28 protein-coding genes are annotated in these 23,842 nt (G+C 64.8%); 15 read left to right on the top strand and 13 right to left on the bottom strand.

The window, feature by feature from the left end; translation table 11 throughout:
* The first annotated feature begins 9 nt into the window (after positions 1 to 9).
* Positions 10 to 159 carry a DUF2703 domain-containing protein gene (locus BRA49_RS03320; protein WP_292383743.1) on the top strand — a complete coding sequence of 50 codons (150 nt, stop codon included), beginning with the start codon at positions 10 to 12 and terminating at the stop codon, positions 157 to 159.
* Between the two features lie 4 nt (positions 160 to 163).
* The gene (locus tag BRA49_RS03315; RefSeq protein ID WP_292383422.1) at positions 164 to 511 is read left to right on the top strand and encodes a putative zinc-binding protein; all 348 of its coding nucleotides are present in this window, start codon (positions 164 to 166) and stop codon (positions 509 to 511) included.
* Positions 512 to 516: 5 nt separating this feature from the next.
* Here BRA49_RS03315 and BRA49_RS03310 read toward each other — a convergent pair whose 3' ends face one another.
* Positions 517 to 1,212, bottom strand: a complete 696-nt coding sequence (locus tag BRA49_RS03310) for a nucleoside-triphosphatase (RefSeq protein ID WP_292383420.1) — start codon at positions 1,210 to 1,212, stop codon at positions 517 to 519.
* Between the two features lie 221 nt (positions 1,213 to 1,433).
* On the opposite strand from BRA49_RS03310, the gene BRA49_RS03305 reads away from it, so the two are divergent.
* Genes BRA49_RS03305 through BRA49_RS03295 form a run of 3 tightly spaced genes read left to right on the top strand, consistent with a single transcriptional unit; the run spans position 1,434 to position 3,094 of the window.
* Entirely contained in the window at positions 1,434 to 2,105 is a 672-nt protein-coding gene (locus BRA49_RS03305) for a DUF5714 domain-containing protein (RefSeq protein WP_292383419.1), read from the top strand.
* Between the two features lie 38 nt (positions 2,106 to 2,143).
* Positions 2,144 to 2,629 (top strand): peptidylprolyl isomerase, encoded by a 486-nt coding sequence (locus BRA49_RS03300; protein WP_292383417.1) that lies wholly within the window; start codon positions 2,144 to 2,146, stop codon positions 2,627 to 2,629.
* Positions 2,630 to 2,638: 9 nt separating this feature from the next.
* Positions 2,639 to 3,094 (top strand): ribonuclease III domain-containing protein, encoded by a 456-nt coding sequence (locus BRA49_RS03295; protein WP_292383415.1) that lies wholly within the window; start codon positions 2,639 to 2,641, stop codon positions 3,092 to 3,094.
* Here the strand turns inward: BRA49_RS03295 and BRA49_RS03290 are convergent.
* The 5 genes from BRA49_RS03290 to BRA49_RS03270 all read right to left on the bottom strand — a co-directional run bounded on the left by BRA49_RS03290 (position 3,078) and on the right by BRA49_RS03270 (position 11,144).
* Complete coding sequence (locus BRA49_RS03290) at positions 3,078 to 4,376, bottom strand: L-lactate MFS transporter (protein WP_292383412.1); 1,299 nt, start codon at positions 4,374 to 4,376, stop codon at positions 3,078 to 3,080. The genes BRA49_RS03295 and BRA49_RS03290 overlap by 17 nt on opposite strands.
* Positions 4,377 to 4,382: 6 nt before the next feature.
* Positions 4,383 to 6,272 carry an acetate--CoA ligase gene (acs, locus tag BRA49_RS03285; protein ID WP_292383410.1) on the bottom strand — a complete coding sequence of 630 codons (1,890 nt, stop codon included), beginning with the start codon at positions 6,270 to 6,272 and terminating at the stop codon, positions 4,383 to 4,385.
* A 312-nt stretch (positions 6,273 to 6,584) separates the two neighbouring features.
* Positions 6,585 to 7,526, bottom strand: coding sequence for a magnesium transporter CorA family protein (locus tag BRA49_RS03280; protein ID WP_292383408.1), 942 nt, complete (start codon positions 7,524 to 7,526; stop codon positions 6,585 to 6,587).
* Positions 7,527 to 7,627: 101 nt separating this feature from the next.
* Positions 7,628 to 9,652 (bottom strand): sodium-translocating pyrophosphatase, encoded by a 2,025-nt coding sequence (locus BRA49_RS03275; protein ID WP_292383406.1) that lies wholly within the window; start codon positions 9,650 to 9,652, stop codon positions 7,628 to 7,630.
* Between the two features lie 88 nt (positions 9,653 to 9,740).
* Entirely contained in the window at positions 9,741 to 11,144 is a 1,404-nt protein-coding gene (locus tag BRA49_RS03270) for a DNA-directed DNA polymerase II small subunit (protein WP_292383741.1), read from the bottom strand.
* A gap of 107 nt (positions 11,145 to 11,251) precedes the next feature.
* Between BRA49_RS03270 and BRA49_RS03265 the strand changes: the two genes are divergently transcribed.
* Both BRA49_RS03265 and cofH (BRA49_RS03260) read left to right on the top strand, forming a co-directional pair.
* Positions 11,252 to 11,920 (top strand): S26 family signal peptidase, encoded by a 669-nt coding sequence (locus BRA49_RS03265; protein WP_292383404.1) that lies wholly within the window; start codon positions 11,252 to 11,254, stop codon positions 11,918 to 11,920.
* 26 nt (positions 11,921 to 11,946) lie between these two features.
* Positions 11,947 to 13,035: a 5-amino-6-(D-ribitylamino)uracil--L-tyrosine 4-hydroxyphenyl transferase CofH gene (gene cofH, locus BRA49_RS03260; protein WP_292383402.1), complete on the top strand. Its 1,089-nt coding sequence runs from the start codon at positions 11,947 to 11,949 to the stop codon at positions 13,033 to 13,035.
* Between the two features lie 19 nt (positions 13,036 to 13,054).
* Here cofH (BRA49_RS03260) and BRA49_RS03255 read toward each other — a convergent pair whose 3' ends face one another.
* Positions 13,055 to 13,369: a YunC family protein gene (locus BRA49_RS03255; RefSeq protein ID WP_292383401.1), complete on the bottom strand. Its 315-nt coding sequence runs from the start codon at positions 13,367 to 13,369 to the stop codon at positions 13,055 to 13,057.
* 113 nt (positions 13,370 to 13,482) lie between these two features.
* On the opposite strand from BRA49_RS03255, the gene cofH (BRA49_RS03250) reads away from it, so the two are divergent.
* Both cofH (BRA49_RS03250) and BRA49_RS03245 read left to right on the top strand, forming a co-directional pair.
* Positions 13,483 to 14,571 carry a 5-amino-6-(D-ribitylamino)uracil--L-tyrosine 4-hydroxyphenyl transferase CofH gene (cofH, locus tag BRA49_RS03250; RefSeq protein ID WP_292383399.1) on the top strand — a complete coding sequence of 363 codons (1,089 nt, stop codon included), beginning with the start codon at positions 13,483 to 13,485 and terminating at the stop codon, positions 14,569 to 14,571.
* A 129-nt stretch (positions 14,572 to 14,700) separates the two neighbouring features.
* The gene (locus BRA49_RS03245) at positions 14,701 to 14,859 is read left to right on the top strand and encodes a DUF1328 domain-containing protein (RefSeq protein ID WP_292383397.1); all 159 of its coding nucleotides are present in this window, start codon (positions 14,701 to 14,703) and stop codon (positions 14,857 to 14,859) included.
* 59 nt (positions 14,860 to 14,918) lie between these two features.
* Here BRA49_RS03245 and BRA49_RS03240 read toward each other — a convergent pair whose 3' ends face one another.
* The 3 genes from BRA49_RS03240 to BRA49_RS03230 are packed head-to-tail and all read right to left on the bottom strand — an operon-like array spanning position 14,919 to position 16,518.
* On the bottom strand, positions 14,919 to 15,470 hold the full coding sequence (locus BRA49_RS03240; protein WP_292383395.1) for a flavodoxin family protein: 552 nt from the start codon (positions 15,468 to 15,470) through the stop codon (positions 14,919 to 14,921).
* Positions 15,471 to 15,473: 3 nt separating this feature from the next.
* Positions 15,474 to 15,923: a GIY-YIG nuclease family protein gene (locus tag BRA49_RS03235; protein ID WP_292383394.1), complete on the bottom strand. Its 450-nt coding sequence runs from the start codon at positions 15,921 to 15,923 to the stop codon at positions 15,474 to 15,476.
* Positions 15,916 to 16,518, bottom strand: coding sequence for an MBL fold metallo-hydrolase (locus BRA49_RS03230; RefSeq protein WP_292383392.1), 603 nt, complete (start codon positions 16,516 to 16,518; stop codon positions 15,916 to 15,918). Before BRA49_RS03230 ends, BRA49_RS03235 begins: the two co-directional genes overlap by 8 nt.
* Positions 16,519 to 16,543: 25 nt before the next feature.
* Here BRA49_RS03230 and thiC point away from each other — a divergent pair, with 25 nt between their 5' ends.
* Positions 16,544 to 17,836, top strand: coding sequence for a phosphomethylpyrimidine synthase ThiC (thiC, locus tag BRA49_RS03225; RefSeq protein ID WP_292383390.1), 1,293 nt, complete (start codon positions 16,544 to 16,546; stop codon positions 17,834 to 17,836).
* Between the two features lie 29 nt (positions 17,837 to 17,865).
* On the opposite strand, the gene BRA49_RS03220 is transcribed toward thiC, so the two are convergent.
* The 3 genes from BRA49_RS03220 to purE all read right to left on the bottom strand — a co-directional run bounded on the left by BRA49_RS03220 (position 17,866) and on the right by purE (position 18,737).
* Positions 17,866 to 18,015, bottom strand: coding sequence for a hypothetical protein (locus tag BRA49_RS03220; protein ID WP_292383389.1), 150 nt, complete (start codon positions 18,013 to 18,015; stop codon positions 17,866 to 17,868).
* 151 nt (positions 18,016 to 18,166) lie between these two features.
* Positions 18,167 to 18,304: a hypothetical protein gene (locus tag BRA49_RS03210; RefSeq protein WP_292383386.1), complete on the bottom strand. Its 138-nt coding sequence runs from the start codon at positions 18,302 to 18,304 to the stop codon at positions 18,167 to 18,169.
* Positions 18,305 to 18,344: 40 nt separating this feature from the next.
* Complete coding sequence (gene purE, locus BRA49_RS03205; protein WP_292383384.1) at positions 18,345 to 18,737, bottom strand: 5-(carboxyamino)imidazole ribonucleotide mutase; 393 nt, start codon at positions 18,735 to 18,737, stop codon at positions 18,345 to 18,347.
* Positions 18,738 to 18,874: 137 nt separating this feature from the next.
* Between purE and BRA49_RS03200 the strand changes: the two genes are divergently transcribed.
* The 5 genes from BRA49_RS03200 to BRA49_RS03180 all read left to right on the top strand — a co-directional run bounded on the left by BRA49_RS03200 (position 18,875) and on the right by BRA49_RS03180 (position 23,841).
* Positions 18,875 to 20,005 carry a pyridoxal-phosphate-dependent aminotransferase family protein gene (locus tag BRA49_RS03200; protein ID WP_292383383.1) on the top strand — a complete coding sequence of 377 codons (1,131 nt, stop codon included), beginning with the start codon at positions 18,875 to 18,877 and terminating at the stop codon, positions 20,003 to 20,005.
* On the top strand, positions 20,002 to 20,463 hold the full coding sequence (gene ribC / locus BRA49_RS03195) for a riboflavin synthase (RefSeq protein WP_292383381.1): 462 nt from the start codon (positions 20,002 to 20,004) through the stop codon (positions 20,461 to 20,463). The genes BRA49_RS03200 and ribC overlap by 4 nt, the downstream gene beginning before the upstream one ends.
* A gap of 57 nt (positions 20,464 to 20,520) precedes the next feature.
* The gene (gene ribH, locus BRA49_RS03190) at positions 20,521 to 20,928 is read left to right on the top strand and encodes a 6,7-dimethyl-8-ribityllumazine synthase (RefSeq protein ID WP_292383380.1); all 408 of its coding nucleotides are present in this window, start codon (positions 20,521 to 20,523) and stop codon (positions 20,926 to 20,928) included.
* On the top strand, positions 20,925 to 22,055 hold the full coding sequence (locus BRA49_RS03185; protein ID WP_292383378.1) for a pyridoxal phosphate-dependent aminotransferase: 1,131 nt from the start codon (positions 20,925 to 20,927) through the stop codon (positions 22,053 to 22,055). Before ribH ends, BRA49_RS03185 begins: the two co-directional genes overlap by 4 nt.
* 283 nt (positions 22,056 to 22,338) lie before the next feature.
* Complete coding sequence (locus BRA49_RS03180; RefSeq protein WP_292383377.1) at positions 22,339 to 23,841, top strand: DUF6345 domain-containing protein; 1,503 nt, start codon at positions 22,339 to 22,341, stop codon at positions 23,839 to 23,841.
* Position 23,842: the final 1 nt, after the last annotated feature.

The raw sequence follows: 23,842 nt of genomic DNA, 5'->3' as shown, positions 1-23,842 counted from the left end.
GGGGTCGAGGTGACTGCCGCATCCTGCTCCTGCGCATCCTGCGACTCCTGCGGGGGAGACGCGGAGTGCCGGACGCTCTGCTACAACGGCGAGGAGTACGAGGCAATCCCGCCGGAACTGATCGGGCGGGCGGCCGCAAAAGCGCTCGAGATGGAGTGAGTCCGTGACGGAACCCATCATCCTCGTCACCTGCTCCGGCCTCTCGAACACCGGGAAGCTGACCGGTCAGGCGGGGATGGTGGTCCGGCAGCGGTGCCCCGGATCCGTCGAGGCCTGTATCCCGGCACGCCGCCTGTCGGCGTCGCTTTCCGGCCGAATCCTCGCGCTGGACGGCTGTGAGGACGCCTGTGCGCTCAAAAAACTCCGGGAGAACGGGGTCGAGCCGGACCTGCACATTGTCGCGACCGGGTGCGGGATCGTAAAGAACGGCATGGCGGAGCCGCGGTTTGACGAGATCGAGCAGCTCGCGGGCGCGGTGATCGAGGCGATCCAGAGCGGGCAGCAGCCCTGAGTGCATCACCCTTCCGGGCCGTAGCGCCGCCGGAGGATTGCCGGGGCACCCGGGGAACCCCCGGCGACTGCCTCGGCGAAGAGGGGAGCATCGTTCGTGATGCGATCCCCCGGAACCAGTGGCGCCGGAACCGGGGAGAACGTCTGCCTCTCTCGCCACTCCCAGACGGCATCCATCACGGCGTCCGCCGTCGCCATGACGCTCGCGGCCCCGACGTCCACCACGACGGGGTTCGTGATCTTCCAGCGGTCGATGACCGTATCGAGGAGCCGGCGCCGGACGGTCCAGATCATGGGGGGGTGCGGGAGCGCGACCAGTCGGTCGATCTGCTCCGCCCAGACCCCGCCCTGGAGCTCGAACCTCCCCACCTCGTCGATGACCACCAGATCGGTCTCGCCGGGATCCGGCAGCGCGAGCGCCCTGCGGCCGAAGAGAAGCCCTTCAGGCCGGAAGTAGAACCGGCCGTGGACCTCGCACCGCGGGTCGGGGTCGATCGACGAGAGGTCCTCGTGCTCGCCGGTGGCGAGGTCGACGAGGGTGAACCCGGACCGGCGCCCGTCCCGCACGTGGCCGGGAGCCAGCACGCCCCGGACCCGAACGTTTGCCCCGACAATGAGCCCGAGCACCTGATGCAGGAACGTCGTCTTGCACTGGCCCTGCTCACCGGTGATGATGAAGACTGGCGTCGTCCGGCTGTTCATCCGGAAAGACCCCCAGGTATGCGGGTTGGAGAGCGGCTTACAGGTATGTCCCGGCCGGGGTCCGGGGAGACGTTCGCTCCGGGGTACATGGATATACATCTGCGGTGTTTGTATAAAATAGTTTTACTCAATATGTTTGTTTAAGATGTACCATTTACTTTCCTGGAGAACCGGTTGCCGCGCCCGCAACCCATATGCGGGATCAGGTATCAGGGGTGCCCATGGACCGCGAGACAGCCTGCCAGGCCTGCAGGAAGAACCTCGTCCCGCACGAGGATGAGCCGGTAACGGCGCCGCCGGGGCTGGAGACACTCTCGAACCTCGACCTGATCGAGCGGGTCTGCCTGACGACGACGGAGACGGACCCGCTCGCGATCGCCTGCGCGATCATGCGGCACCCGCAGATCAGCCTTCACGGCCCGGAGCACCACTTCCTGGTGCCGGCCGTCCTGCTTGCCGCCTACTACAACCACCGGGGAAGCCCGGAGAAGAAGGAACCGACCCTCCGACAGGCGAGGAAGCGTGCCGAGGCCGTCCAGCCGGCTTTCTGCGGCACGCACGGGGCATGCGGGGCGGCGATTGGCACCGGGATCTTCATGAGCCTGATCACGCACTCCGGCCCGCTGAAGAAGGAGGAGTGGTCGCTTGCTAACCAGGTAACGGCACGGAGTCTCATGGCAATCGCGGAGAGTGGAGGGCCTCGGTGCTGCAAGCGGGACTCGTGGCTCGCGATCGGCGAGGCGGTGAAGTTCCTCGCCGGGAAGTGCGGCGTCAGCCTGCCGGTGACGGAGCATATCTCATGCGAGTACGCGACCGTGAACCGCGACTGCACGGGCTACGAGTGCTCGTTCTACCCTGGCGAGGAGACCCGGTCGCCCTCTCCATCAGTATAAGTAGCAACGACGGACAATACCATACGGAGTTAATGGTTATGGCAGAGACAAAAGTCGTGCTCCACACGACCATGGGCGACATCACGATCCGGCTCTACGACGACATGCCGGTGACTGCAGGAAATTTTGCGAAACTGGCGAAATCCGGGTTCTATGACGGGACGATCTTCCACCGGGTCATCGCCGGGTTCATGATCCAGGGCGGCGATCCCACCGGCACCGGAACGGGCGGGCCGGGCTACACCATCACCGACGAGTTCGTGAAGGGCCACTCGAACGTCCGGGGGACGATCGCGATGGCGAACACCGGCCGCCCGAACTCCGGCGGGAGTCAGTTCTTCATCAACCTGGTGAAGAACGACTTCCTCGACTGGGACAACCCCAGGACGCCGAGCGCCCACCCGGTCTTCGGTGAAGTGGTTGAGGGCCTCGACGTCGTCGACAAGATCGGGAAGGTCGCGACGAACTCCGCCGATAAGCCCAAGGTCCCCGTCCGGATCGAGAAGGCCGAAGTCCTGGAGTAACCCTTTTTTATGAACCGCCGGGACCCTGCCGAGATCGAGGCGCGGATCGGCTATGCCTTTATGAGCGGGGAACTGCTCGAGCGGGCGCTGACCCGCCTCGCCTATACCCTGGAGGCCGGCCTCCCGCCCGGCGCCCACATGGACGCCCTCGCCACCCTCGGCGATGCGGTCATCAACGTCGCGGTCGTGGAGGCGGTGGTTGCAGGGGGAGCGCACGACAAGGGTGCGATCACCAACCAAAAGATGAACCTGGTGAATATGACCCGGCTCCGCGGGCTTGCGGAAGGCCTCGACCTCGCCGACTACGTCCGCTGGGGAAAAGGGGAGGCCGCCCAGACGGTCTGGACCTCCGGCAGGGTCCTCGCCGAGTGCCTGGAGGCGCTCATCGGCGCCGTCTACCTGGACGGCGGGATGAGTGCGGCCGCCGGGGTGCTCCGGCGGCTCGGGCTCACCGGGAAAGCGTAGGCTTTCCTGCCCCCTCTTCACTCGCCGCCGGAACGGTGGCCGCCGGGCGCATCAGGAGCCAGGCGGCGACGAAGCCCACCGCGGCGAGAGCCGCGACGAGCGGGAAGACGCCGAGGTAGGTCCCGGTCGCCTCCCGGACGAACCCCGCAAGCTGCGGCCCGGCGATGGCCCCTGCGCCGTAGGCGAGGAAGACAACCCCGTAGCAGCGCGGGTAGTCGCACGTCCCGAAGTAGGACGCCGTCGCCGCCGGCGCGATGGCGAGCCAGCCCCCGAGGGACCCCCAGAGGACGGCGAAGGCGACGACGTAGGCCGGCACTCCCGGCGCGAGCCAGATCAGGACCGATGCCGTCGCGATCAGAGCAAACGTCAGCATCGCCGTCTTCTGCGGGGTTATCCGGTCGGCGAGGGTCCCGAACCCGGGCCGCCCGAGCCCGTTGAAGACGGCGAAGAACCCGACGAGGAGCGTCGCGAGCCCTGCATCCACCCCGGCGACCTCGGTCCCGACCGGCTTTGCAATCGAGATCGCGGCGAGCCCCGCGAGGCAGCCGATGAAGTAGCAGGCGAAGAGCCCGTAGAACGTCCCCGTACGAAGCATCGCGCGGCGGTCGCACTCACAGACCGGAGCCGTCCCGATCCCGGGCGCGGGAGGGGTCCACCCCGCCGGCCGCCAGCCCGCCGGCGGGAACCGGAGCGGGAGGGCGGCGAGGAGCAGCACGGCGATGAACACGGCCCCGAAGATCCGGAACGTCGCCATCACGCCGTAGGCGGCGATCAGGGCGCCTGCCGCGTTCGCGGTGACGAAGGCCGAGAATCCGAAGCCGAGCAAGGCAAGCCCCACCGCGAGCCCCCGGCGGTCCGGGAACCACCGGGCCGCGACGGCGACCGGCGCCCCGTAGGCGATCCCGACGCCGAGCCCGCCGATGACGCCGTAGACGACGTAGAGCGCCTCGACAGACGTCGCCGTCGAGGCGAGCAGCCAGCCCAGGCCCGTCAGGACCCCGCCGACCATCGTCACCATCCGCGGTCCGTAGCGCTCGATATACTTCCCGGCGAGCGGCATCGCTATCGCGAAGAAGGCGAGGAAGACCGAGAACGGGAGGAGGACCTCCCCCGCCGTCACCTCCCGGCCGAGCGCCTCCGTGAAGTGCGCCGCAAGCGGCGCGACAAAGACACTCCAGGAGTAGATGCTCCCGAGACAGAGGTTGATGAGGAGGCCGAGGGCGACAAGCCCCCACCGCCCCTTCTCCGCGGGCAGCCCGAAGACTGTGGATGCATCCGGCATGGGAGTCTACTCCTCCAGGGTGGAGACATCGCCCGGGTCCATGCCGAGCTCGCGGGCTTTCAAGACCCGGCGCATGATCTTGCCGCTTCGGGTCTTGGGGAGCCTATCCATGAACTCGATCTCGGCCGGCACCGCGACGGGGCCGAGGCTCTTCCTCACGTGGCGGGCGAGGTCGTCGGTGAGGCCGTCGCCGGGGTTTGCGCCCACGCGGAGGGTGACGAAGGCCTTGATGACGTTCCCCTTCAGGGGATCGGGTTTCCCGATGACGGCGGCCTCCGCGACGGCCTCGTGGGAGACGAGCGCGCTCTCGACCTCCGCGGTGCCGATGTTGTGCCCGGCGACGACGATCAGGTCGTCGGCCCGCCCGATGACCATGATGTAGCCGTCCTTATCCTTCACCGCGAGGTCGCCTGCGGTGTAGCAGCCGGGGATGGTCTCCCAGTAGGTGCGGTAACGCTCGTCGTTCCCGTGGACCGTCCGGAGCATCGAGGGCCAGGGTTCCCTGATGACCAGGAACCCGCCGGTCCCCGGCGGGACCGGGGCGCCCGTTCTGTCGACGACGTCCACGACGGCGCCCGGGATCGGTTTCCCGGCAAACCCGGGCTTCATTGGTTCGCCGACCATCGTGGTCACCATGTGCATCCCGGTCTCGGTCTGCCACCAGGTATCCACGACCGGGCACCGGTCTCTGCCGATGGCGTGGTAGTACCACTCGAACGCCTCGGGGTTGAGCGGCTCGCCGACGGAGCCGAGCACGCGCAGCGTCGAGAGATCGTACTTCGCCGGCCACTCGTCACCGTAGCGCATGAACATCCGGATGGCGGTCGGGGCGGTGTAGAAGATCGTCACCCCGAGGTCCTGGACCAGCCGCCAGTAGGCGCCGGGGTCCGGGTAGTCCGGCGTCCCCTCGGCGATGACGACGGTCGTGCCGACGGCGAGCGGGCCGTAGACGATATAACTGTGGCCGGTGATCCAGCCGGGGTCGGCGGTGCACCAGAAGACGTCGTTCTCCTTGACGTCGAAGACGCACTTCGTCGTGTAGTAGGTCCCGACCATGTAGCCTCCGCACGTGTGCACGATCCCCTTCGGCGCCCCGGTCGAGCCGCTCGTATAGAGGATGAAGAGCGGGTCTTCCGCGTCCATCACCTCCGCCGGGCAGTCGGGCGCGGCCTCTGCTATGAGGGCCGCGTAGTCGACCTCGCGGGTCGGGTCGAGGCCGGCGGCTGCGCTCTCGCGCCGGAGGACGACGACCCGCTCGACGGACGGTGCGTGGCCGAGCGCCTCTCTCGCGATCTCTCGGAGCGGGACGGCCTTCCCCCGCCGGTAGCCGACGTCCGCGGTGACGAGGACCTTCGCTCCCGCATCGTTGATCCGCATCGCAAGCGCGTCCGGCCCGAACCCGCCGAAGATGACGGAGTGGACGGCCCCGATCCGGGCGCAGGCAAGCATCGCGACGACCTGCTCGGGGACGAGCGGCATGTAGATGCAGACCCGGTCACCTTTCCCGACGCCGAGGGATTTTAAGCCGCTTGCAAACCGCATCACCTCGCGGTGGAGGCCGTCGTAGGTAAAGACCTGCTCCTCGCCCCCTTCGCCGCGCCAGACGAGCGCCGCCTTGTTCTTCCGGGCGCTGGCGGCATGCCGGTCCAGGCAGTTGTAGGTGATGTTGAGTTTTCCGTTGACGAACCATCTCGCGTACGGGTAGTCCCACTCCCTGACCCGGTCCCACGGCTTGAACCAGACCAGTTCACGGGCGACCCGGTCCCAGAAGGCTTCCGGGTCGCGCACGAACTCCTGGTAGGCCCGGGTGTAATCCGGTGTCCAGGCTGCCGCCTTGCACCGGGGGTCGGGGGTGTAGCGTTTCTCCTCCAGTTTCACGGCGAATGTCTGCTCCATACTTCCTCAATTTACATGATTCATCATACCCGATTGCCGCGATCGGTCCCCGTATGGGCCTCCGTACCGTGCAAAAGTGGCTGATCCTCCGACCGACAACCTTCCCGGCCGCTCGGTCCGTGGTCGTGCTGCCGTACATGCGGTCGCCGGCAACCGGTGCCGGCTCCGCCGGGAGCGTAACCTTCCCGGGCGCCTCCTCCCGTGCGGCGCCCCTATCTTACATGATCTATCATGTGCAATTTATCACGATCAATAATGTAGAATAAAAAGATAAATGTTGCGGTGGGGCGGGGTGGTGAGGTTGATGCCATCCTACAACCAGCCCTTCCGGTTGATGGCCACCGCGATGAGCGAGGAGACGATCAGGGAGAGGACGATGATGATGAGGAACCCGTAGGGATGGTTCTCGAGGGGGACCGGGACGTTCATACCGAGGAAACTTGCGATCATCGTGGGGATCGCGAGGATGATGGTGATCGATGTGAGGAGTTTTAAGATGTTGTTGAAGTTGTTTGAGATGATCGAGGCGAAGGCATCCATCGTCTCGGTCAGGATCGTCGAGTAGGTGTTCGCCATCTCGATCGCCTGCTTGTTCTCGATGATGACGTCCTCGAGAAGATCGGTGTCGTCTGCGTACATCCGGAGGGGCTGGAACGTCAGGGTCTTGTCGAGGACGATCTGGTTGCTCTTGAGCGACGTCGAGAAGTAGACCAGGCTCTTTTTTAAGTTCATCAACTGGATCAGCTCGCGGTTCCGCATCGACTGGTTCAGTTCGGCCCCGATACGGTCGGATATCCGCTCGATCTGGCGCAGGTACTGGAGGAAGTAGGATGCGTTCCGAAAGAGGATCTGCAGGACGAACCGGGTTTTCTTGAACGTGTAGAAGAGCTTCACCCGGCCTTCCGTGAAGTCCTGGACGATCGCGTTCTCGCGGAGGCAGACCGTGACGATGGTATCGGGCGTGACGATGATCCCGAGCGGCATCGTCGTGTAAAGGATCGTCCGTTCGGGATACGGCATCGGGATATCGATGACGATCAGGGTGACGCCGTCCTCCGTCTCGGTCCGGGGCCGCTCCTCCTCGTCGAGCGCCGCCCGGAGGTAGTCACCCGGGATGGCGAGCTTTGCCGCGACCTCCTCGATCTCACCTGCGGTGGGGTTGATCATCGATACCCAGGAGCCGGGCTCGAACCGGCCGGTCTCCTCCGTCCGTGGCACCGGGGCCGCTTCAACCGTGCGATAGATGCGGATCATGCGGTCTCTCACCCCTCCGGGGAGGGCTCACACTCTACTGTTGTCGGCGGGCGGGATGAAGGTATGGACGCCCGCCACGAAGTCGGGCCTGAAAAAAAGGGTTAGAGGACCAGGAGCAGCGGTGCAAAGACCAGCGATACCATGGACATCAGCTTCAGGAGGATGTTCAGGGACGGGCCCGACGTGTCCTTGAAGGGGTCGCCCACGGTGTCGCCGACGACCGCTGCCTTGTGGGCCGGGGAACCCTTGCCGCCGAGGTGGCCCATCTCGATGTACTTCTTTGCGTTGTCCCAGGCCCCGCCGGCGTTCGCCATCGTGACGGCGAGGAGGAACCCGGACGCAAGCGAGCCGACGAGCAGGCCGCCGAGCGCCTCGGTGCCGAGGACGAACCCGACGACGAGCGGCGCGGCGACGGCGAGGATGCCGGGCAGGATCATCTCACGCAGCGCCGCGTTCGTGGAGATGGCGATACAGGAGGTGTAGTCAGGGTCGGCCGTTCCCTCCATGAGGCCGGTGATCTCCCTGAACTGGCGGCGAACCTCGTGGACGATGCTGTATGCCGCCTTGCTGACTGCCATCATCGTGATGGAGCAGAAGAGGAAGGGGAGCATCGCACCGATCAGAACGCCGATGAAGACGTTCGGGACCGCTACGTCGATGGTCGTGAGACCGACCGCCTGGGTGTAGGCGGCGAAGAGGGCGAGCGCCGTCAGGGCCGCAGAGCCGATGGCGAACCCCTTGCCGATGGCGGCGGTGGTGTTGCCGACGGAGTCCAGGGTATCGGTGATCTCGCGAACCTCGGGCTTCTGGTGAGACATCTCGGCGATACCGCCGGCGTTGTCGGCGACAGGGCCGTAGGCGTCGACGGAGAGTGAGATCCCGAGTGTCGCGAGCATACCGACGGCGGCGATCGCGATACCGTAAAGACCGGCGACCTGGTAGGCGACGTAGATCGCGACGGCGACGATCAGGACCGGCCAGATGGTGCTCTCCATCCCCTTCGCAAACCCGGTGATGATGGTGGTCGCCGCCCCGGTCTCAGTGGACTTCACGATGGAGAGGGTCGGTTTCCGGTCAAACGAGGTGTAGTACTCGGTGATCAGGCCGATGGTAAACCCTGCGACGAGACCGGCGACGGAGGCATAGAAGACCCCGATATACTCCGCCCCGAGGAGCAGGTTCACCAGGAAGTAGGTGGCGGCGACCGTCACGACCATCGCAGCAACCAGGCCCTTGTTGAAGGCCATGTGGATGGCGCTGCTCTCGGTCTTGTTGGTCCTAACAAAGAACGAGCCGATGATGGACGCGATGATGCCGACTGCGGCGATGAGCAGCGGGAGGAGGATCACGTTCATGACGTCGGCGTTCGCGAACTGTGTCGCTGCGACGGCGACGCCGAGGACCATCGCCGATATGATTGCACCGACGTAGGACTCGTAGAGGTCCGCACCCATGCCGGCGACGTCGCCGACGTTGTCACCGACGTTGTCGGCGATGACGGCCGGGTTCCGCGGGTCGTCCTCGGGGATGCCGGCCTCGACCTTGCCGACGAGGTCGGCCCCGACGTCTGCGGCCTTGGTGAAGATGCCGCCGCCGACACGGGCGAAGAGGGCGATCGAACTCGCCCCGAGACCGAACCCGGTCACGTGGGTGAGAATTTCGGCCTGGGAAAGCCCCGTGAAGGTGCTGACGACCACATACGCGATCGAGAGCCCGAGAAGCCCGAGCCCGACCACGGCCATGCCCATGACCGAGCCGCTCGAGAACGAGACACGGAACGCATCCGCGATCCCGCGCCGTGCGGCGTTCGTCGTCCGGACGTTTGCGGCCGTGGCGGTGAACATGCCGATGTAGCCGGCGGTCGCCGAGAGGACCGCGCCGAGGACGAAGCAGGCGGCGGTGAGCACGCCGATCCCGAGCGCAAGGACGACGGTAAGCACGATGACAAATATTCCGATAGCGCGGTACTGCCTGTTCAGGTAGACCATTGCTCCCGTGTGGATAGCGGCAGCAATCTTCTGCATCAGTTCGGTACCCGTTCCCTCCCGCTTGATACTCGTATATGAGTATCCTGCAAACAGGAGAGCGAGAATGGCACACACGGGTGCCAGATACACCAGATCCATCTCTCTGTATTCCTCCGATTGTGTAACATATACAATGGGATTCAACACTTTTAAACATGCGGAAAGAATCCGGAAGATATACAGTGTATCAGCTGAAATCCATCACTTCAGGCTGGAGCGTCTGGAGATCGATGACAAATGCCCGCGCGGGCGTGGGATTGATGTTCATCTGCTTCTGGAACGCCGTCTGGGACTGCCAGGTGCCCGTGTTCACCCCGAGGACACCCCGGTAGCGGGTGATGCCGCAGATGTGGACGTGGCCCGTGAGGAGGATCTCGGGAAGGGGATCGATGACGAGCCGGTCGGTCTTCATCGCGGCGATGGGGGTCCGCATCCCGTAGGGAGAGGCGAGCAGCCGACGTTTCAGCATCTCATCCATGATCTCGCCGGGCCGCTCGTAACTTGCCCCCGGGATGAGCCCGATCATGTCGTCGATCGACCGGCCATGGTACATCAGGACCCGGACGCCCTGGAGGTTCAAGAGGCAGGGATTCTCGACGAGGGTGCAGTTCGACGGGAACCTCGTGGTGAACTCCTGCGGGATCGCCGGCTGCGGCTCGGCCATCCTGACGACGTCGTGGTTTCCCGGGGCGGCGACGATTCGGACCCGGGAGGGCAGGTCCCGGAGCATCTCCGCGAAGACGTCGTACTGCTCGTAGATGTTCTTGATCGTCAGCTCGTTCTCCTGTCCGGGGTAGATGCCGATGCCGTCGACGAGGTCGCCCGCGATCAGGAGGTAGCCGGCATCGGAGTCCTGGAGCCAGTCGGCGAACCGGTTCCACCCATCTTCGAGGAAGGTGTCGCTCCCGACATGGACGTCGGAGATCAGGACCGCTTTGCCCGGTCGGTCGCTCTTGAACGGGGCGTTGTTGATGGGGACGTCGGGGCGAAAGAGCTGCTCGGCGAAGAAGAGACCGCCGTCGTTTGAGAGCTTCCCCTTGACCCCGAGCACCTCGTCGGGGAGGATCCGCTCCGCCTCCGCAAACGAGTCTCCCCTCCCTTTGTTGAAGAGCACCCGGATGGCCCCGGTGGTGTCCTCCACCTCGACGAGCCGATGCCCCTTGGCGGTCGTCCGCACGTCGGCCACCATCCCGATGATGCTGCACTCTTCGTCCCGGTAGCGGTGGGGTGATTTGGCCAGCGCCTCGATCGGCATCGCGGTCATCCGGCCGCGAATCATCGAGGAGAGGCTGTTGTAACGGTCCCGGAAGTAGTGGACGGCGTCTTCGTGACCGCTGACGCTCCCCGTGGTTCCGGCGCTCCCCGTGATCACCTCGAGTTCCGGGTCGACGAGGAACCGGGTCCCGTCCCGGACCTTTCTCAAGCCCGGTATGTGCTCGGGTGAGATGACCGGGGTATCGCCCGTGACCCCCGCCGCTATCCGGTCGATGAGCGAGGGATCATTCTGCTCCCGGATGTAACTCACGACGTCGGGATGGACCTGGTACTTCAACTCAAGAAACCGGCGTACGATCTCGGCGTTGGCGAGCATGGGCTCCATCATATTCTCCTCCCGGCAATATGGGTTTATCTTTTTTACACCTTGCCCGGGTCCGAAGAACCTATGTATATGAAGGGATAGCATTCTCTTTAGAGCAAATGACGGATACCTCCTGGCTGCAACGTGCAGCATCGGCCTTCGCCGCGTTCCGGGAGAGCGACCACCGGGTCGTCTCTCTCGCCAGGGACCTCCTCTGGGTCGTCGCGGTCGTGGGCGGTATCGCCCTCGCCCTCTACCTCTTCGCCGGCACCTGGCCGGCGGTGGTCACCATAGAGTCGGAGAGCATGGTCCCGAACATGAACGTCGGCGACCTGGTGCTCGTCGTCGATGAAGACCGGTTCGGCGCGTTGACGACCTGGGCCGAGGGGCAACTGGCCGGGCACTCGTCTTTCGGGGACTACGGCGACGTGATCGTCTACCGGCCGAACGGCGCAGACTCGGTCCACCCGATCATTCACCGGGCGATGACCTACGTCGATACCGCAGCCGTGGTGGAGTCGGGGCTCGGTGAGTATTATACCGATCCGCACGGCGGCTACATCACCAAAGGGGACAACAACCCCTACATCGACCAGGGGAACCTCCGGATAACGGGCGTCGGCCTGATCGAGCCGGTCGAGAAGGACTGGATCGTCGGAAAAGCCCTCGTCGCGGTGCCGCTCATCGGTTACCTGCCCCTGCACCTCGCGGAGTTTGCCGTCATCGTCATCGTCATCATCCTCATCCACGACTTCGTCCTTGCGCGGCGTAAAGGGAAAGACGAATAAATCAGGGATTACGAGAGTTATTTACCATGCCGTACTCGCTGCACGACCTGCTCGACGATACGCTCGCCGGCCACCGGCTCACGGAGGAGGAGGCGGTGCGTCTCTTTGAGACGCGCGGCCGGGACATCTGGGATATCGCCGCCGCCGCGGATGCCCTCCGCGAGCGGAAGGTCGGCGACGTCGCCACCTACGTCCGGAACCAGAACATCCACGTCACAAACATCTGCAAGAACCTCTGCGGGTTCTGCGGGTTCGGGCGGCGGGCGGACGACCCGGAAGCGTTCTTCGACGACCCGGAGGCCATCCGGGAGAAGGCCCGGACGGCGGTGGAAAGGAACGTCACCGAGATCTGCCTTCTCTCCGGGGTGCACCCGGACTACACGCTCGACTCCTACGTCGACCTCATCTCGTCCGTGCGGGAGGCCGCGCCCGATGTGGACATCCATACGGCAAGTCCCGACGAGATCGCCTGGGCGGCGGAACGGAGCGGCGTCCCGACCACCACGGTCATCGAACGGCTCCGCGAGGCGGGGCTCGGGACCCTGCAGGGGACGGCGGCCGAGATCCTGGTCGACCGTGTTCGCCGGGTGATCTGCCCGAACAAATGCGACACGGCGACCTGGGTCCGGATCATCAAAGAGGCGCACGAACTCGGGATCCGTTCGACGGCAACGATCATGTACGGCTCCTGCGAGAACGAGGCGGACCGGGCCCGGCACCTCGCGGTCCTCCGGGAGATCCAGGACGACACCGGGGGGTTCACCGAGTTCGTCCCTCTTTCCTTCATTCACGAAAAGACCCCCCTCTACCGGGCAGGGCTCGCCCCGGCAGGAGCGACCGGGAGGGAGGATATCCTGATGGTTGCGGTCGCCCGGCTCTTCCTCGACAACTTCGACCACATCCAGGTCTCCTGGGGGAAGGTGGGGACGAAGATGGCGGAGATGGCGCTCCTCTCGGGCGCGGACGATTTCGGCGGGACGATGTTCTGCGACGACGTCTCGGCCGATGCCGGCGGCGAGGGTGCCGACTATCTGGACCCGGCCGAGATGCAGCGGATCGCGCGCGACCTCGGGCGGACGCTCCGGCAACGGACGACGACCTACGAGATGGTATAACCTGTCTGGATACGCCGCGTCACATCCGGTTCAACGCCTCTCTCCCCGACATCCCGATCTCGACTCGGCGCTGCACCGCCGGGAGGTTTGCCGCCCTCACCTCGGCGTCCATGAGGCTGTCGAGGTTATCAAGGGTCGATTCTTCCGAGACGCCTACGACCGCCGCCGGCACCCCGGCGTTTGCCAGAGCCTCGATGTCGAACCCGGCGGTCCCGATCATCCCCTCATCGGTCACCCAGGCCATCAGGCTGGTCCCCCCGATCGGGATAACGTAGCCGAATGCGTCCTTGTAGCTGAGTCTTGTGCGTTGATGACAGAGGATCTGCTGAGCCATGGCTGCCGGGGTGTCCCCCTGAGAGATAAGTGTATCCCTTCCGGCGAGACGTATCCAAAGGTTCTTGAGCTGACCGTGTCAAGAGGAGATCATCCTGCAAAACGGCGAAACGTATGAAACAGTCACTGCGACACCTGCTTGATGATGTGCTCACCGGTCACCGGCTCACGGAAGAGGAAGCGGTACGTCTCTTCGAGACGCGCGACCGGGGCGTCTGGGATATCGCCGCCGCCGCGGATACCCTCCGCGAACGGGCAGCCGGTGATCTCGTCACCTATGTCCGGAACCAGAACATCAACGTCACGAACCTCTGCGTGAACGCCTGCGGGTTCTGCGGCTTCTCCCGGAAACCGGGCGACCCCGATATCTTCTTCCACGATGAAGCCGCCGTCCGGGAGAAGGTCCGGGCAGCGCGCGGGCGGAGCGTGACCGAGATCTGCACGGTGAGCGGGCTCCACCCGGAGTTCGACGCCCAGTCCTACATCGATATCATTTCCTGGATGCGGGACGAAGCGCCGGGCGTTCACATCCACGCGAGCAACCCGATGGAAGTGGCCTATGCCGCAGGGAGGAGCGATCTTTCCACCCGGGAGGTGCTTATGATGATGCAGGCTGCGGGACTCGGGACACTCTGCGGGACGGCGGCCGAGATCCTGGTGGATAGTGTCCGGCGGGTGATCTGCCCGGGGAAGATCGATACGGCGACCTGGGTCCGGGTCATCAAAGAGGCGCACGAACTCGGGATCCGTTCGACGGCGACGATCATGTACGGCTCCTGCGAGAGCGAGACTGACCGGGCCCGGCACCTCGCGGTCCTCCGGGAGGTCCAGGACGACACCGGGGGGTTCACCGAGTTCGTGCCCCTCTCGTTCGTTCACCAGAAGACCCCTCTCTACCGGGCAGGGCTCGCCCGACCCGGGGCGACCGGCAGGGAGGATATCCTGATGTTTGCGGTATCCCGGCTCTTTCTTGACAACATCAGGAACATCCAGGCCTCCTGGGTGAAGCTGGGGACGAAGATGGCAGGGATGGCGCTTCTTTCAGGCGCAAACGACCTCGGGGGGACGCTTTTTGAGGAGAGCATATCCCGGGAGGCGGGCGCCCGGGACACCGATTACCTGGACCCGGTCGAGATGCGGCGGATGGCCGGGGACCTCGGGCGGACGCTCCGGCAGCGGACGACGACCTACGATCTCCTTTGAGGCTGACCCCCCCGGATGGCCCGACCGGGTTGTCCGGACCGCCGTTATTTCCGGAAAAGTATAAATATCCAAAAATAAAGTTTGGCTCCTCAACACCGGCCGGACGCCGGCAATTGAGAGGAGATAGATATGGTAAATGGTCTTGTAGGCCTTGCAATCCTCTTCTTTGTACTGGCACTTGTCTTTGCCTTACTCGGAGCACGGGGCGTTGCAGGGATGTCGATGTCGATTGCGAAGTGGCTGGTCATCATCTTCATCGTCCTCGCGATAATATCGCTGCTGCTCTGATGGCAGGGGGCTCTGCCCGCTCCACCGGGCGGACCCTCCGGCAGCACGGGCCCCGGCTCTCAGTCCTCCGGCCGAAGGAGCCTGACGATCGTATCCGCGACCTCTGTGGCCCTCTTCACCGCCCGCTCGTCCTTCAAGACGTCCCCCGGCGCGTAGCCCCTGCCGCAGACGTAGCCGAGGTACGAGAACTCGTGAGCGTTCAGGAACCCCTCCATCGTCTCGAGGGAGCGTTCGCCCCCCCGGTCGGCGTAGACGGCGACGGCCACCGCACTACGGCCGGCAAGCCGTCTGTCGTGGAAGAGGGAGTAGGTCCGGTCGATCAGGTTCTTCGTCTGGCCGTTGATGTCGTAGTAGTAGGTCGGGGCACCGATGACCAGCACCTCGCAGTCGATCATCTTCTGCGCCACAGAGCCCCAATCGTCGTCCTCCGTCACACACCACTTCGCCTCCCTGCAGGCCTCGCACCCGGTGCAGGGCCGGATATCCATATCGGCAAGCGAGAGGTATTCGGTCTCGATGCCCGCCTCACGGACCCGGTCGAGGATGGCGTTGACGAGCAGCGCGGTGTTGCCGTTCTTCCGCATGCTTCCGGAGATACCAAGAACGTTCATAACCTAGTGCTCGTTCCCCTCGTTCTTGATTCTTGTGATCCGGGCAGCGAGGCCGAGGCCCCGGAAGCGTGCGAGAACCTCCGGGACCGGGTCGCCGGGGCGGTAGAAGAGGTGTGAGGGGCAGGCGCAGTCGCTGCACCCGAACCCGGGGACGTACACCCCGCCGAAAGCACGGGCGAGGGCGCACTCGCAGTCCCGGTCTGTGGCGGCGGTGACGACGGCGGCGAGGGTGACATGCGGGGAAAGAAGGAGGTAGTCGATGTGCCACCGGGCCGGGCGGTCACGGTTGCGGGCGAGCCTCACGTGCCGGTCGGCCCGGGCAAGCCCGCCGCTCCCCAGCGCCGACCCGATGTAGACGTGCCGGCCGAAAGCAAACTCCCGGAGTCCCAGGGCGCCGACACGGACGACGCAATGGGAGTTATCGAGGATGAGGGCGTAGACACCCTTATCCATAGAAGCGGAGCGCCTCCCGGGCGGCCGCGATGTGTCTATCGCCGCCGTGGGCGACGGGCTCCCCGTGGCCGGGATAGAGTTCCTCGACCGCGAGGGTGCTGAGGCGCTCGATGGATCTTTTGAGCGCCGTGAGATCGCCGCCGGGGAAGTCGTAGCGCCCGAAGGACCCGCCGGTAAAGACAGTGTCGCCTGAGAAGAGCCGCTTCGCTGTCTCGTCATAAAGGCAGATCCCGCCCGGCGTGTGGCCCGGGGTGTGGATGACGCGGAGGTCACCGACCCGGTCGCCGTCGGAAAGGACGGTGTCGGGGACGATCCCGGGCGACCGGGCCCCGAAGTGCATGGCAAGGCTCCGGGTATCGTCGATGAGGCCGGGAGCGTCCGCTTCATGGATGCAGATGACCGGATCACCGCAGAGCCGGGCGATCTCCCTGATATGGGCGATATGGTCATAGTGGGCGTGCGTGATGACGATCGTCTCGATCGTCCCGGCGTGCGGCTCCACGGCCGTCGGGAGAACGCCCGCGTCCACAAGGATGGTTCCGTAAACGAACGAGTTGGCGTAGGTTGTGCCGCTCGCGATCCACCGGACTGGCATGCAGACTAATATGGCTTCCGGACAAATGGTTCTTATGCACACCCTGATCTCTGCATGCCTGCGTGGAGTCCCCCCGGAGGTGGAGACGATCGCCCGTGAGGAGGGTCTCGTCCCGCACCATGCCGCGCGGGCCGTCACCCGTGGACGGATTGTCATTCCAGCAAACCCCGTACGGCCGCACCGGCTCTGCGCCATCGGGGAGGGCTGCAGGGTACGGGTCAACGTGAACGTCGGGACGTCGGGAACCCGGTGCGACGAGGACCTTGAGGTCGAGAAGGCGAAGGCGGCCCTCCGCGAGGGCGCAGACGCGCTGATGGACCTCTCGACCGGCGGAGACCTCGCCCGGATCCGGCGCCGGATCCTCGAGCTCGATACGACCGTCGGGACGGTCCCGATCTACGAGGCGGTCCGGCGTGCGGGGGCTGCCGCGGACGTCGACGCCGACCTGCTGTTTAAGGTTATCCGGGAGCACTGCCGGCAGGGCGTGGACTTCCTGACCCTGCACTGCGGCGTGAACCGCGACGCCCTTGCGTCGCTCCAGACCGACCCCCGGACGATGGGCGTCGTCTCCCGCGGCGGGGCATTCCACGTGGCGATGATGGCCGCGACCGGCGAGGAGAACCCCCTGTATGCCGAGTACGATTACCTGCTCGAGATCCTCTCCGAACACGACGTGGTCGTGAGCCTCGGCGACGGGATGCGGCCGGGGGCGCTCATCGATGCCGGCCGCCTGGCGAAGACGACCGAGTACCTGACGCTCGGGCACCTCGCGAAAAGGGCGCTCGCCGCCGGGGTGCAGCGGATGATCGAGGGGCCGGGGCATATCCCGGCCGACCAGATCGGCTACAACGTCAGGATGCTCAAGGAACTGACCGACGGCGCCCCGCTCTACCTGCTCGGCCCGCTCGTGACCGACGTCGCGCCGGGCTACGACCACGTCGTGGGGGCGATCGGCGGCGTGATCGCCTGCATGCACGGCGCAGACTTCCTCTGCATGGTCTCGCCGAGCGAGCACCTGGCGCTGCCGGACGTCCGCGACATCGTAGAGGGGACGCGGGTGGCGAGGGTCGCGGCGCACGTTGGGAGCCTCTCCCGCGCTACCGGGAACACGAAGAACCGCGAGATCCGGATGGCGGAGGCGCGCCGGGCGCTCGACTGGGAGAAACAGTTCGAGACGGCGCTCGCCCCGGAGGAGGCCCGGCGGATCCACGAACGCGACGGGGAGCTTGAGACCTGCTCGATGTGCGGCGATCTCTGCGCCGTGAAGATGGTGCGGGAGATCCTCAAAGCGCCGCCGGAAGAGCGGATGGAGCATTAAAGCGGATCTCTACCCGCTACCCTGCCCGTTCACGTTCTACGGACCACTTTTTCTTCGATCCAGGCGATGATCTCGTCCCGGCTCCGCCGGTAGGCCGCAAGCACTTTATCCCTGGTCCCGGTGGCCCTGGTCGGGTCCGGGAAGTCGGGGTGGAGCGTCTCCTTCGTCCAGGGGAACATCGGGCAGACACCCCCGGCGCAGGCTGCGAACGCTAGCGAGGTTGAGAAACCCGGAGGGTTTCGAGCGCGATCACGTAGTCCATCTCTTTTCCGTCGAAGAGGCCGAGGTCCTTTGCCCGTTGCCCCGAGATCTCCACCCCGATCTCTTCCATCACCTCCACGGCAAGGGATCGAGGGCGGTCGGGGCTATCCCTGCCGAGCAGACATCGTAGCGGTCGCAGTAGCGGGCGCGGAGGTAGCCCTCTGCCATCTGGGTCCGGGCGGCGTTGTTCGTGCCGATGAAGAGCACATGACCCCTACTACACTGCCCCGGTGAAAAAAAAGTTATCTCAGGTGCGCCCGGCACCGAGGATCCGGACCGCGAGGAGTGCGGCGTTCTCGCCGTTATCGATCCCGACGCAGGCCACCGGGACGCCTCTCGGCATCTGGACGATCGAGAGGAGGGCGTCGATGCCCATCAATTTCCCGCTCACCGGAACGCCGATCACCGGTCGTTTCGTCTTTGAGGCAACCACGCCGGGAAGGGCCGCCGAGAGCCCGGCGATCGCGATGAAGACCCGGGCGTCGCTTCCCTTCACGTACTCGTCCAGTCGGTCGGGGTCACGGTGCGCCGAGATCACCCGGTAGTCGTAGGATAGACCATGCTCCTTTAAGACTCCAAACGCCTTCTCTGCGACGGGACCGTCCGAGGCGGACCCACAGATCACCGCGACGTCAACCATGCTATCTCCTTTCGGTATGCTCCTGCTCCCTCTTTTCTCTGTCGGTATCGCACGGTGGTGAGGTTGATATGAATCTACATCCAAGTTCCTTGCAGGAACTGCGTCTATACCCGACGAGACGATATGGACTGATCCACATGGAAAACGAACCACTCCTGATGATCCCGGGCCCCGTACCCATTCCGCAGCGGGTACGCGCCGCCATGACGCGGCAGGCTATCAACCACCGCGGCCCCGAGTTCGGTGCCGCGTATGCGGAGACTGTCCGGACCTTAAAGACCCTCTTTGGTACAGCAAACGAACTCTACGTCATCAGCGGCTCCGGAAGCGCCGGGATGGAGGCCGGCGTCGCGAACTTCGCACGGGACAAAAAGATTGTCTCGCTTGTCAACGGGAAGTTCGGCGACCGCTTTGCGAAGATCGGTGGACGTTACGGCACCATCACCACTCTCGAATCCGAGTGGGGGACCCCGCTCGACCTCGCGGCTCTCGAGCGCGAACTCGAGGCCGGGGCCGAGGTCGTCACGATGGTCCACAACGAGACGAGCGCCGGGATCAAGAACCCGGCTCCTGAGGTCGCGAAACTCGCCCGGAAGCACGATGCGCTCTTCATCATGGACGGTGTCACCTCCATCGGCGGCGACGATGTCCGGATGGATGAGTGGGGCGTCGATATCGCCGTCGTCGGGTCGCAGAAGTGCCTCGCGGCTCCCGCGGGCCTTGCGGCGATCGCCGTCGGCGACCGCGCCTGGGACCGGATCTCGGAGAAGCGCCCCTTCTACCTCGACATGGCGGCCTACCGCAAGAGCGGGAAGGGCACCCCGATGGAGACCCCCTACACCCCGGCGGTCCCGCTCTTCCTTGCGCTCCACGAGGCCTGCAGGATGATCGAGGAGGAGGGAGTACCCGCCCGTATCGCCCGGCACCGCAGGATGGCCGACGCCGTCCGCGCCGCGGCGAAGGGGTGGGGTGTTGAGCTCTTCCCGACGCTCGACGCACACCACGCCTACTCGAACACCGCGACAGCGATGCGGATCCCCGATGGTCTCACCGACAAGGATTTGCGGGGCACGGTCAAGAAGTTCGGGATCGAGATCGCCGGCGGCCAGGACCACCTCAAGGGCAAGATCTTCCGGATCGGCACCATGGGCGGTGTCGGAGCGCAGGAGATCCTCGCCACCCTTGCGGCCGTTCAGTTCACCCTCAAAAAGTTCGGGTTTGAGGCCGGCGACGGCGTTGAGGCGGCCGCCGGGGTGCTTCTCGGATGAAGATCGGGATCGCCGACACCACGTTTGCCCGGGTCGACATGGGCCGGATCGCCGCCGACGAGATCCGGAGGCACGCGAGCGTGGGGCTGGAACGGTACGTCGTCCCCGGCATCAAAGACCTCCCGGTGGCCTGCAAGAAGCTGATCGAGGAGCGGGGGTGCGACCTCGTCATGGCCCTCGGCATGCCCGGCGGGGCCGCGAAGGACAAGGTCTGCGCCCACGAGGCCTCCCAGGGCCTCATCCTCTGCCAGCTCATGACCAACAAACATGTCATCGAGGTCTTCGTCCACGAGGACGAGGCGAAGGATGCAAAAGAACTCGCCTGGCTGATGGAGCAGCGAACCCGCGAGCACGCGGTGAACGCCGTCCGGCTCGCCCTCCACCCGAAGGAACTCGAGAAACTCGCCGGGACCGGCCAGCGGCAGGGGTTCGAGGACGTCGGGCCGGCACGCCCGTGACGCAAAGAGCGATAATTATCAGTAATCGGTGCGAGTAGTACCACAGGAAGGATTGAGATGACGATAAACCTTGGATTTGTCGTCGCGGAGTTCAACCGCGACATCACCTATATGATGGAGATCGAGGCCCGCGAACATGCCCGTTTCCTCGGGGCGGAGGTGGCCGAGACGTTCTACGTCCCCGGCGCCTACGACATGCCGCTCGCGATCAAGAAGATGCTGACTGAGGGGAAGGTTGACGCGGTCGTCACGATCGGGTGCGTCATCGAGGGCGCCACCCAGCACGACGAGATCGTCGTCCAGCATGCCGCGAGGAAGATCATCGACCTCTCCCTCGAGTACGGCAAACCCGTCTCCCTCGGCATCTCCGGGCCCGGGATGACCCGGATGGAAGCGACCGAGCGTATCGACTACGCCAAGCGTGCCGTCGAGTCGGCCGTGAAGATGGTCCAGCGGTTGGAATGAAAAGCCTCTCAGAGAAGATTGCAGGCATAGCCCCCTCTGCGACGATTGAGATCTCGAACGCGGCAAAGCGGATGGCCGCTGACGGCATTGATGTCATCAGCCTCTCGATAGGGGAGCCGGACTTCGATACCCCGGCGCACATCAAGGAGGCCTGCATCGAGGCCCTCAGAAGGGGTGAGACTCATTACGCCCCGAGCGCCGGGATCCCGGCCCTGACGAACGCGATCGCGGAGAAGCTCGTCCGCGAGAACGGCGTCCCTGTAAAGCCCGACGAGGTGATCGTCACCTGCGGGGCCAAGGACGCCATCTACGAGGCGATGGAGGCCGTGCTGAACCCCACCGACGAGGTGCTCGTCCTCGACCCCTCGTGGGTCTCCTACGAGCCCTGCGCCCGGCTCGCGGGCGCCGGCGTCCGGCACCACGCGCTCTCCACCGAAACGTTCCAGGTCGACGATACGCTGCTTGACGCCGTCGGTCCCCGGACGAAGATGATCGTGGTCAACTCCCCCTCGAACCCCTCGGGAGCGGTATTAAACGGGGACTCGCTCCGGATGATCGCCGATATCTGCCGTGACCACGACCTCTTCGCGCTCTCCGACGAGATCTACGAGAAGCTGGTCTACGGCAAAGAGCACGTCTCCCTCGCCTCCCTCCCGGGGATGGCGGAGCGGACGATCACCGTCAACGGGTTCTCGAAGGCCTACGCGATGACCGGGTGGCGGATCGGCTATGCGGCCGCTCCCCGGCCGATCGTCCGGCAGATGGAGAAGGTGCAGCAGCATACCATATCGCACCCGACGACGTTTGCGATGTTCGGGGCGGTCGCCGCAATCGAGGGTCCCCAGGACTGCGTTGAATCGATGCGCCGGGAGTTCGAGCGCCGGCGCGACTACCTCATCCCGGCGCTCCGCGACCTCGGCTATGCCACCGCCCCCGCGGACGGCGCCTTTTACGCCTACGTGAAGGTCGAGGGCGACGACATGGCGGTCGCCCGCTCGTGGCTCCACGATGCCCACGTGGCGGTCACCCCGGGAACCGCATTCGGCACCCCGGGCTGGCTCCGGCTCTCCTACGCGACCTCGATGGAGAGCCTGAAAGAAGTGGTCGGGCGGATTGCGCGGGTCTGAAAGCCCATCTCTTTTCTTTCGAATCCTGATTCGAGGAGCCTGCACGGCGGACCGCTCTGCGATCAGCCGATCGCGAAGGCCCGGAATCGGTCCCGGCACCCTGACGTGTAGCTTGGAGGGACAGAAATGCTATATGGAGGACCGTTGCAGTCCTCATTGTCACAAGGGGGATCGATCACCGCAAATGAAGAACCCCCTGCGGCCCGAAGGCATGAGAGTGTGGGTGATCCGGGTAGATAACCCTTTCTTCGTGCCTCCGTTCACAGAACGAAAGGAGGTAAAGATGCGAAACACAGACATTTCCGGATACCTGGTGCGAGTGCTCTTCGTGCTGCTCGTCGCCGGTATCGCGGTTGCACCCGTACTGGGTGAACAGGGGACGGATGAGGAATCGGACCCTGGCGTTGCCGCACCGGACGAAGGGAGTGCGGTGATAGTTATGACATCTGCCGGCCCCGTCGCCGTGGAGGACCTGGTCCCCCCGTATCCGCCGGGATGGGAGCCGCCGAGATCGCCGGCAGTGCAGGGCGGGTTGTACCCGGCAACCGCCTTCGATCCGGCATCGAACACGCTGATCCTGCACGAGGGCTGGAACCTCGTCTCGACGCCCCTCTGGCTCGCCGACGGGCATGATACCATGATGGCGATCTTCGGTGGGGTGGACACGGCCGCCCACTCGGCTCTCCGGTATAACGGTTCGAGCAGCCATTGGGAGGCGATGGGTCCTCTGGATGAGTTCAGACCGCTCGAGGGGGTATGGATCTACGCAAACGGGTCGTACCGGATTCCCCTCTATCTCAAGCCCGCGCAGGAGCAGACGGCGGCGACAACACACCTCTATTCTGGCTGGAACGTTGTCGGCTTCTGGGACGTGCACCAGGCCTGCGCACGGGACATGCTCCTCCCCCTCGGGAGTGCATGGGCAACGGCAACCGGTTACGATGCGGGAGTGCAGGATTACGAGGTCAGTATGGTTAACGGCGGGACAGGCAGCAGCAGCGACCAGCGCCTGATGTTTCCGGGAAAGGCGTACTGGGTGTACATGACAGCGGAGGAAGACCTGATCCGTTCGTACTACAGGAGTTATTCCTACTGCGCAGAGTGGGTGGGCGACTATCACGGCACGCAGGCCCCCCTCGCCTGGGCCGACGAAGAGGCCGAGGGCTTCTACGACACGCTTGCCGGGTCGAGTTCATGGACCGGCCGGTTCATCAACGGCAACGACGCCGCGATGGAACGGCACTGGAAGGACCCAGCCTTCGGCGGGGTTGATTCGAACTACATCGACAACACGCACCTGGCCTTCTTCGTAGGCCACGGGGGGACGGACGGTTTTGTCTTCGGGACCGCTGCCGACGACTACAACCTGGACTACGACGAGGCGCGCTGGGGCAACACGAAGACCGACTGGATTGTTCTCGGATCGTGCAACACCCTGAATGCATCAACGTGCAGGGAGAACTGGGAAGACGCTTTCGAGGGGCTCCATTCCATATGCGGCTTCGACACAATCGGGGGCACGCATCCGGATATGGGATGGTATTTTGCGGATCTGCTGATGGAAGGCAAAACCATCTGGGAGGCATGGTACATGGCGACGGACATGTATGTCTTCCCGAACGACGGCAGCCTGCGGACGGCAATTCTCGCCGCGGACATCGACGGAGACCTGAGCACGCCTGACTGTCTCGACGACCATATTTACGGGTACGGGTCGTCGATCAACCCGCCCGGCGATCCGCCAAATTTTCAGTACAAAACAGATTCCTGTAAATTGGAGGTCTAGG

Source organism: Methanoculleus sp. UBA430 (assembly GCF_002506585.1).
Taxonomy (GTDB): Archaea; Halobacteriota; Methanomicrobia; order Methanomicrobiales; family Methanoculleaceae; genus Methanoculleus.
The sequence above is the reverse complement of the archived record's forward strand: the minus strand, read 5'-3'. Positions and strand labels throughout refer to the sequence as shown.

Coding starts and splice junctions, on each gene's coding strand:
- BRA49_RS03310 (WP_292383420.1), bottom strand. CDS start 1,212: ATGAACAGCCGGACGACGCCAGTCTTCATCATCACCGGTGAGCAGGGC.
- BRA49_RS03305 (WP_292383419.1), top strand. CDS start 1,434: ATGGACCGCGAGACAGCCTGCCAGGCCTGCAGGAAGAACCTCGTCCCG.
- BRA49_RS03300 (WP_292383417.1), top strand. CDS start 2,144: ATGGCAGAGACAAAAGTCGTGCTCCACACGACCATGGGCGACATCACG.
- BRA49_RS03295 (WP_292383415.1), top strand. CDS start 2,639: ATGAACCGCCGGGACCCTGCCGAGATCGAGGCGCGGATCGGCTATGCC.
- BRA49_RS03290 (WP_292383412.1), bottom strand. CDS start 4,376: ATGCCGGATGCATCCACAGTCTTCGGGCTGCCCGCGGAGAAGGGGCGG.
- acs (WP_292383410.1), bottom strand. CDS start 6,272: ATGGAGCAGACATTCGCCGTGAAACTGGAGGAGAAACGCTACACCCCC.
- BRA49_RS03280 (WP_292383408.1), bottom strand. CDS start 7,526: ATGATCCGCATCTATCGCACGGTTGAAGCGGCCCCGGTGCCACGGACG.
- BRA49_RS03275 (WP_292383406.1), bottom strand. CDS start 9,652: ATGGATCTGGTGTATCTGGCACCCGTGTGTGCCATTCTCGCTCTCCTG.
- BRA49_RS03270 (WP_292383741.1), bottom strand. CDS start 11,144: ATGCTCGCCAACGCCGAGATCGTACGCCGGTTTCTTGAGTTGAAGTAC.
- BRA49_RS03265 (WP_292383404.1), top strand. CDS start 11,252: ATGACGGATACCTCCTGGCTGCAACGTGCAGCATCGGCCTTCGCCGCG.
- cofH (WP_292383402.1), top strand. CDS start 11,947: ATGCCGTACTCGCTGCACGACCTGCTCGACGATACGCTCGCCGGCCAC.
- BRA49_RS03255 (WP_292383401.1), bottom strand. CDS start 13,369: ATGGCTCAGCAGATCCTCTGTCATCAACGCACAAGACTCAGCTACAAG.
- cofH (WP_292383399.1), top strand. CDS start 13,483: ATGAAACAGTCACTGCGACACCTGCTTGATGATGTGCTCACCGGTCAC.
- BRA49_RS03245 (WP_292383397.1), top strand. CDS start 14,701: ATGGTAAATGGTCTTGTAGGCCTTGCAATCCTCTTCTTTGTACTGGCA.
- BRA49_RS03240 (WP_292383395.1), bottom strand. CDS start 15,470: ATGAACGTTCTTGGTATCTCCGGAAGCATGCGGAAGAACGGCAACACC.
- BRA49_RS03235 (WP_292383394.1), bottom strand. CDS start 15,923: ATGGATAAGGGTGTCTACGCCCTCATCCTCGATAACTCCCATTGCGTC.
- BRA49_RS03230 (WP_292383392.1), bottom strand. CDS start 16,518: ATGCCAGTCCGGTGGATCGCGAGCGGCACAACCTACGCCAACTCGTTC.
- thiC (WP_292383390.1), top strand. CDS start 16,544: ATGGTTCTTATGCACACCCTGATCTCTGCATGCCTGCGTGGAGTCCCC.
- BRA49_RS03220 (WP_292383389.1), bottom strand. CDS start 18,015: ATGTTCCCCTGGACGAAGGAGACGCTCCACCCCGACTTCCCGGACCCG.
- purE (WP_292383384.1), bottom strand. CDS start 18,737: ATGGTTGACGTCGCGGTGATCTGTGGGTCCGCCTCGGACGGTCCCGTC.
- BRA49_RS03200 (WP_292383383.1), top strand. CDS start 18,875: ATGGAAAACGAACCACTCCTGATGATCCCGGGCCCCGTACCCATTCCG.
- ribC (WP_292383381.1), top strand. CDS start 20,002: ATGAAGATCGGGATCGCCGACACCACGTTTGCCCGGGTCGACATGGGC.
- ribH (WP_292383380.1), top strand. CDS start 20,521: ATGACGATAAACCTTGGATTTGTCGTCGCGGAGTTCAACCGCGACATC.
- BRA49_RS03185 (WP_292383378.1), top strand. CDS start 20,925: ATGAAAAGCCTCTCAGAGAAGATTGCAGGCATAGCCCCCTCTGCGACG.
- BRA49_RS03180 (WP_292383377.1), top strand. CDS start 22,339: ATGCGAAACACAGACATTTCCGGATACCTGGTGCGAGTGCTCTTCGTG.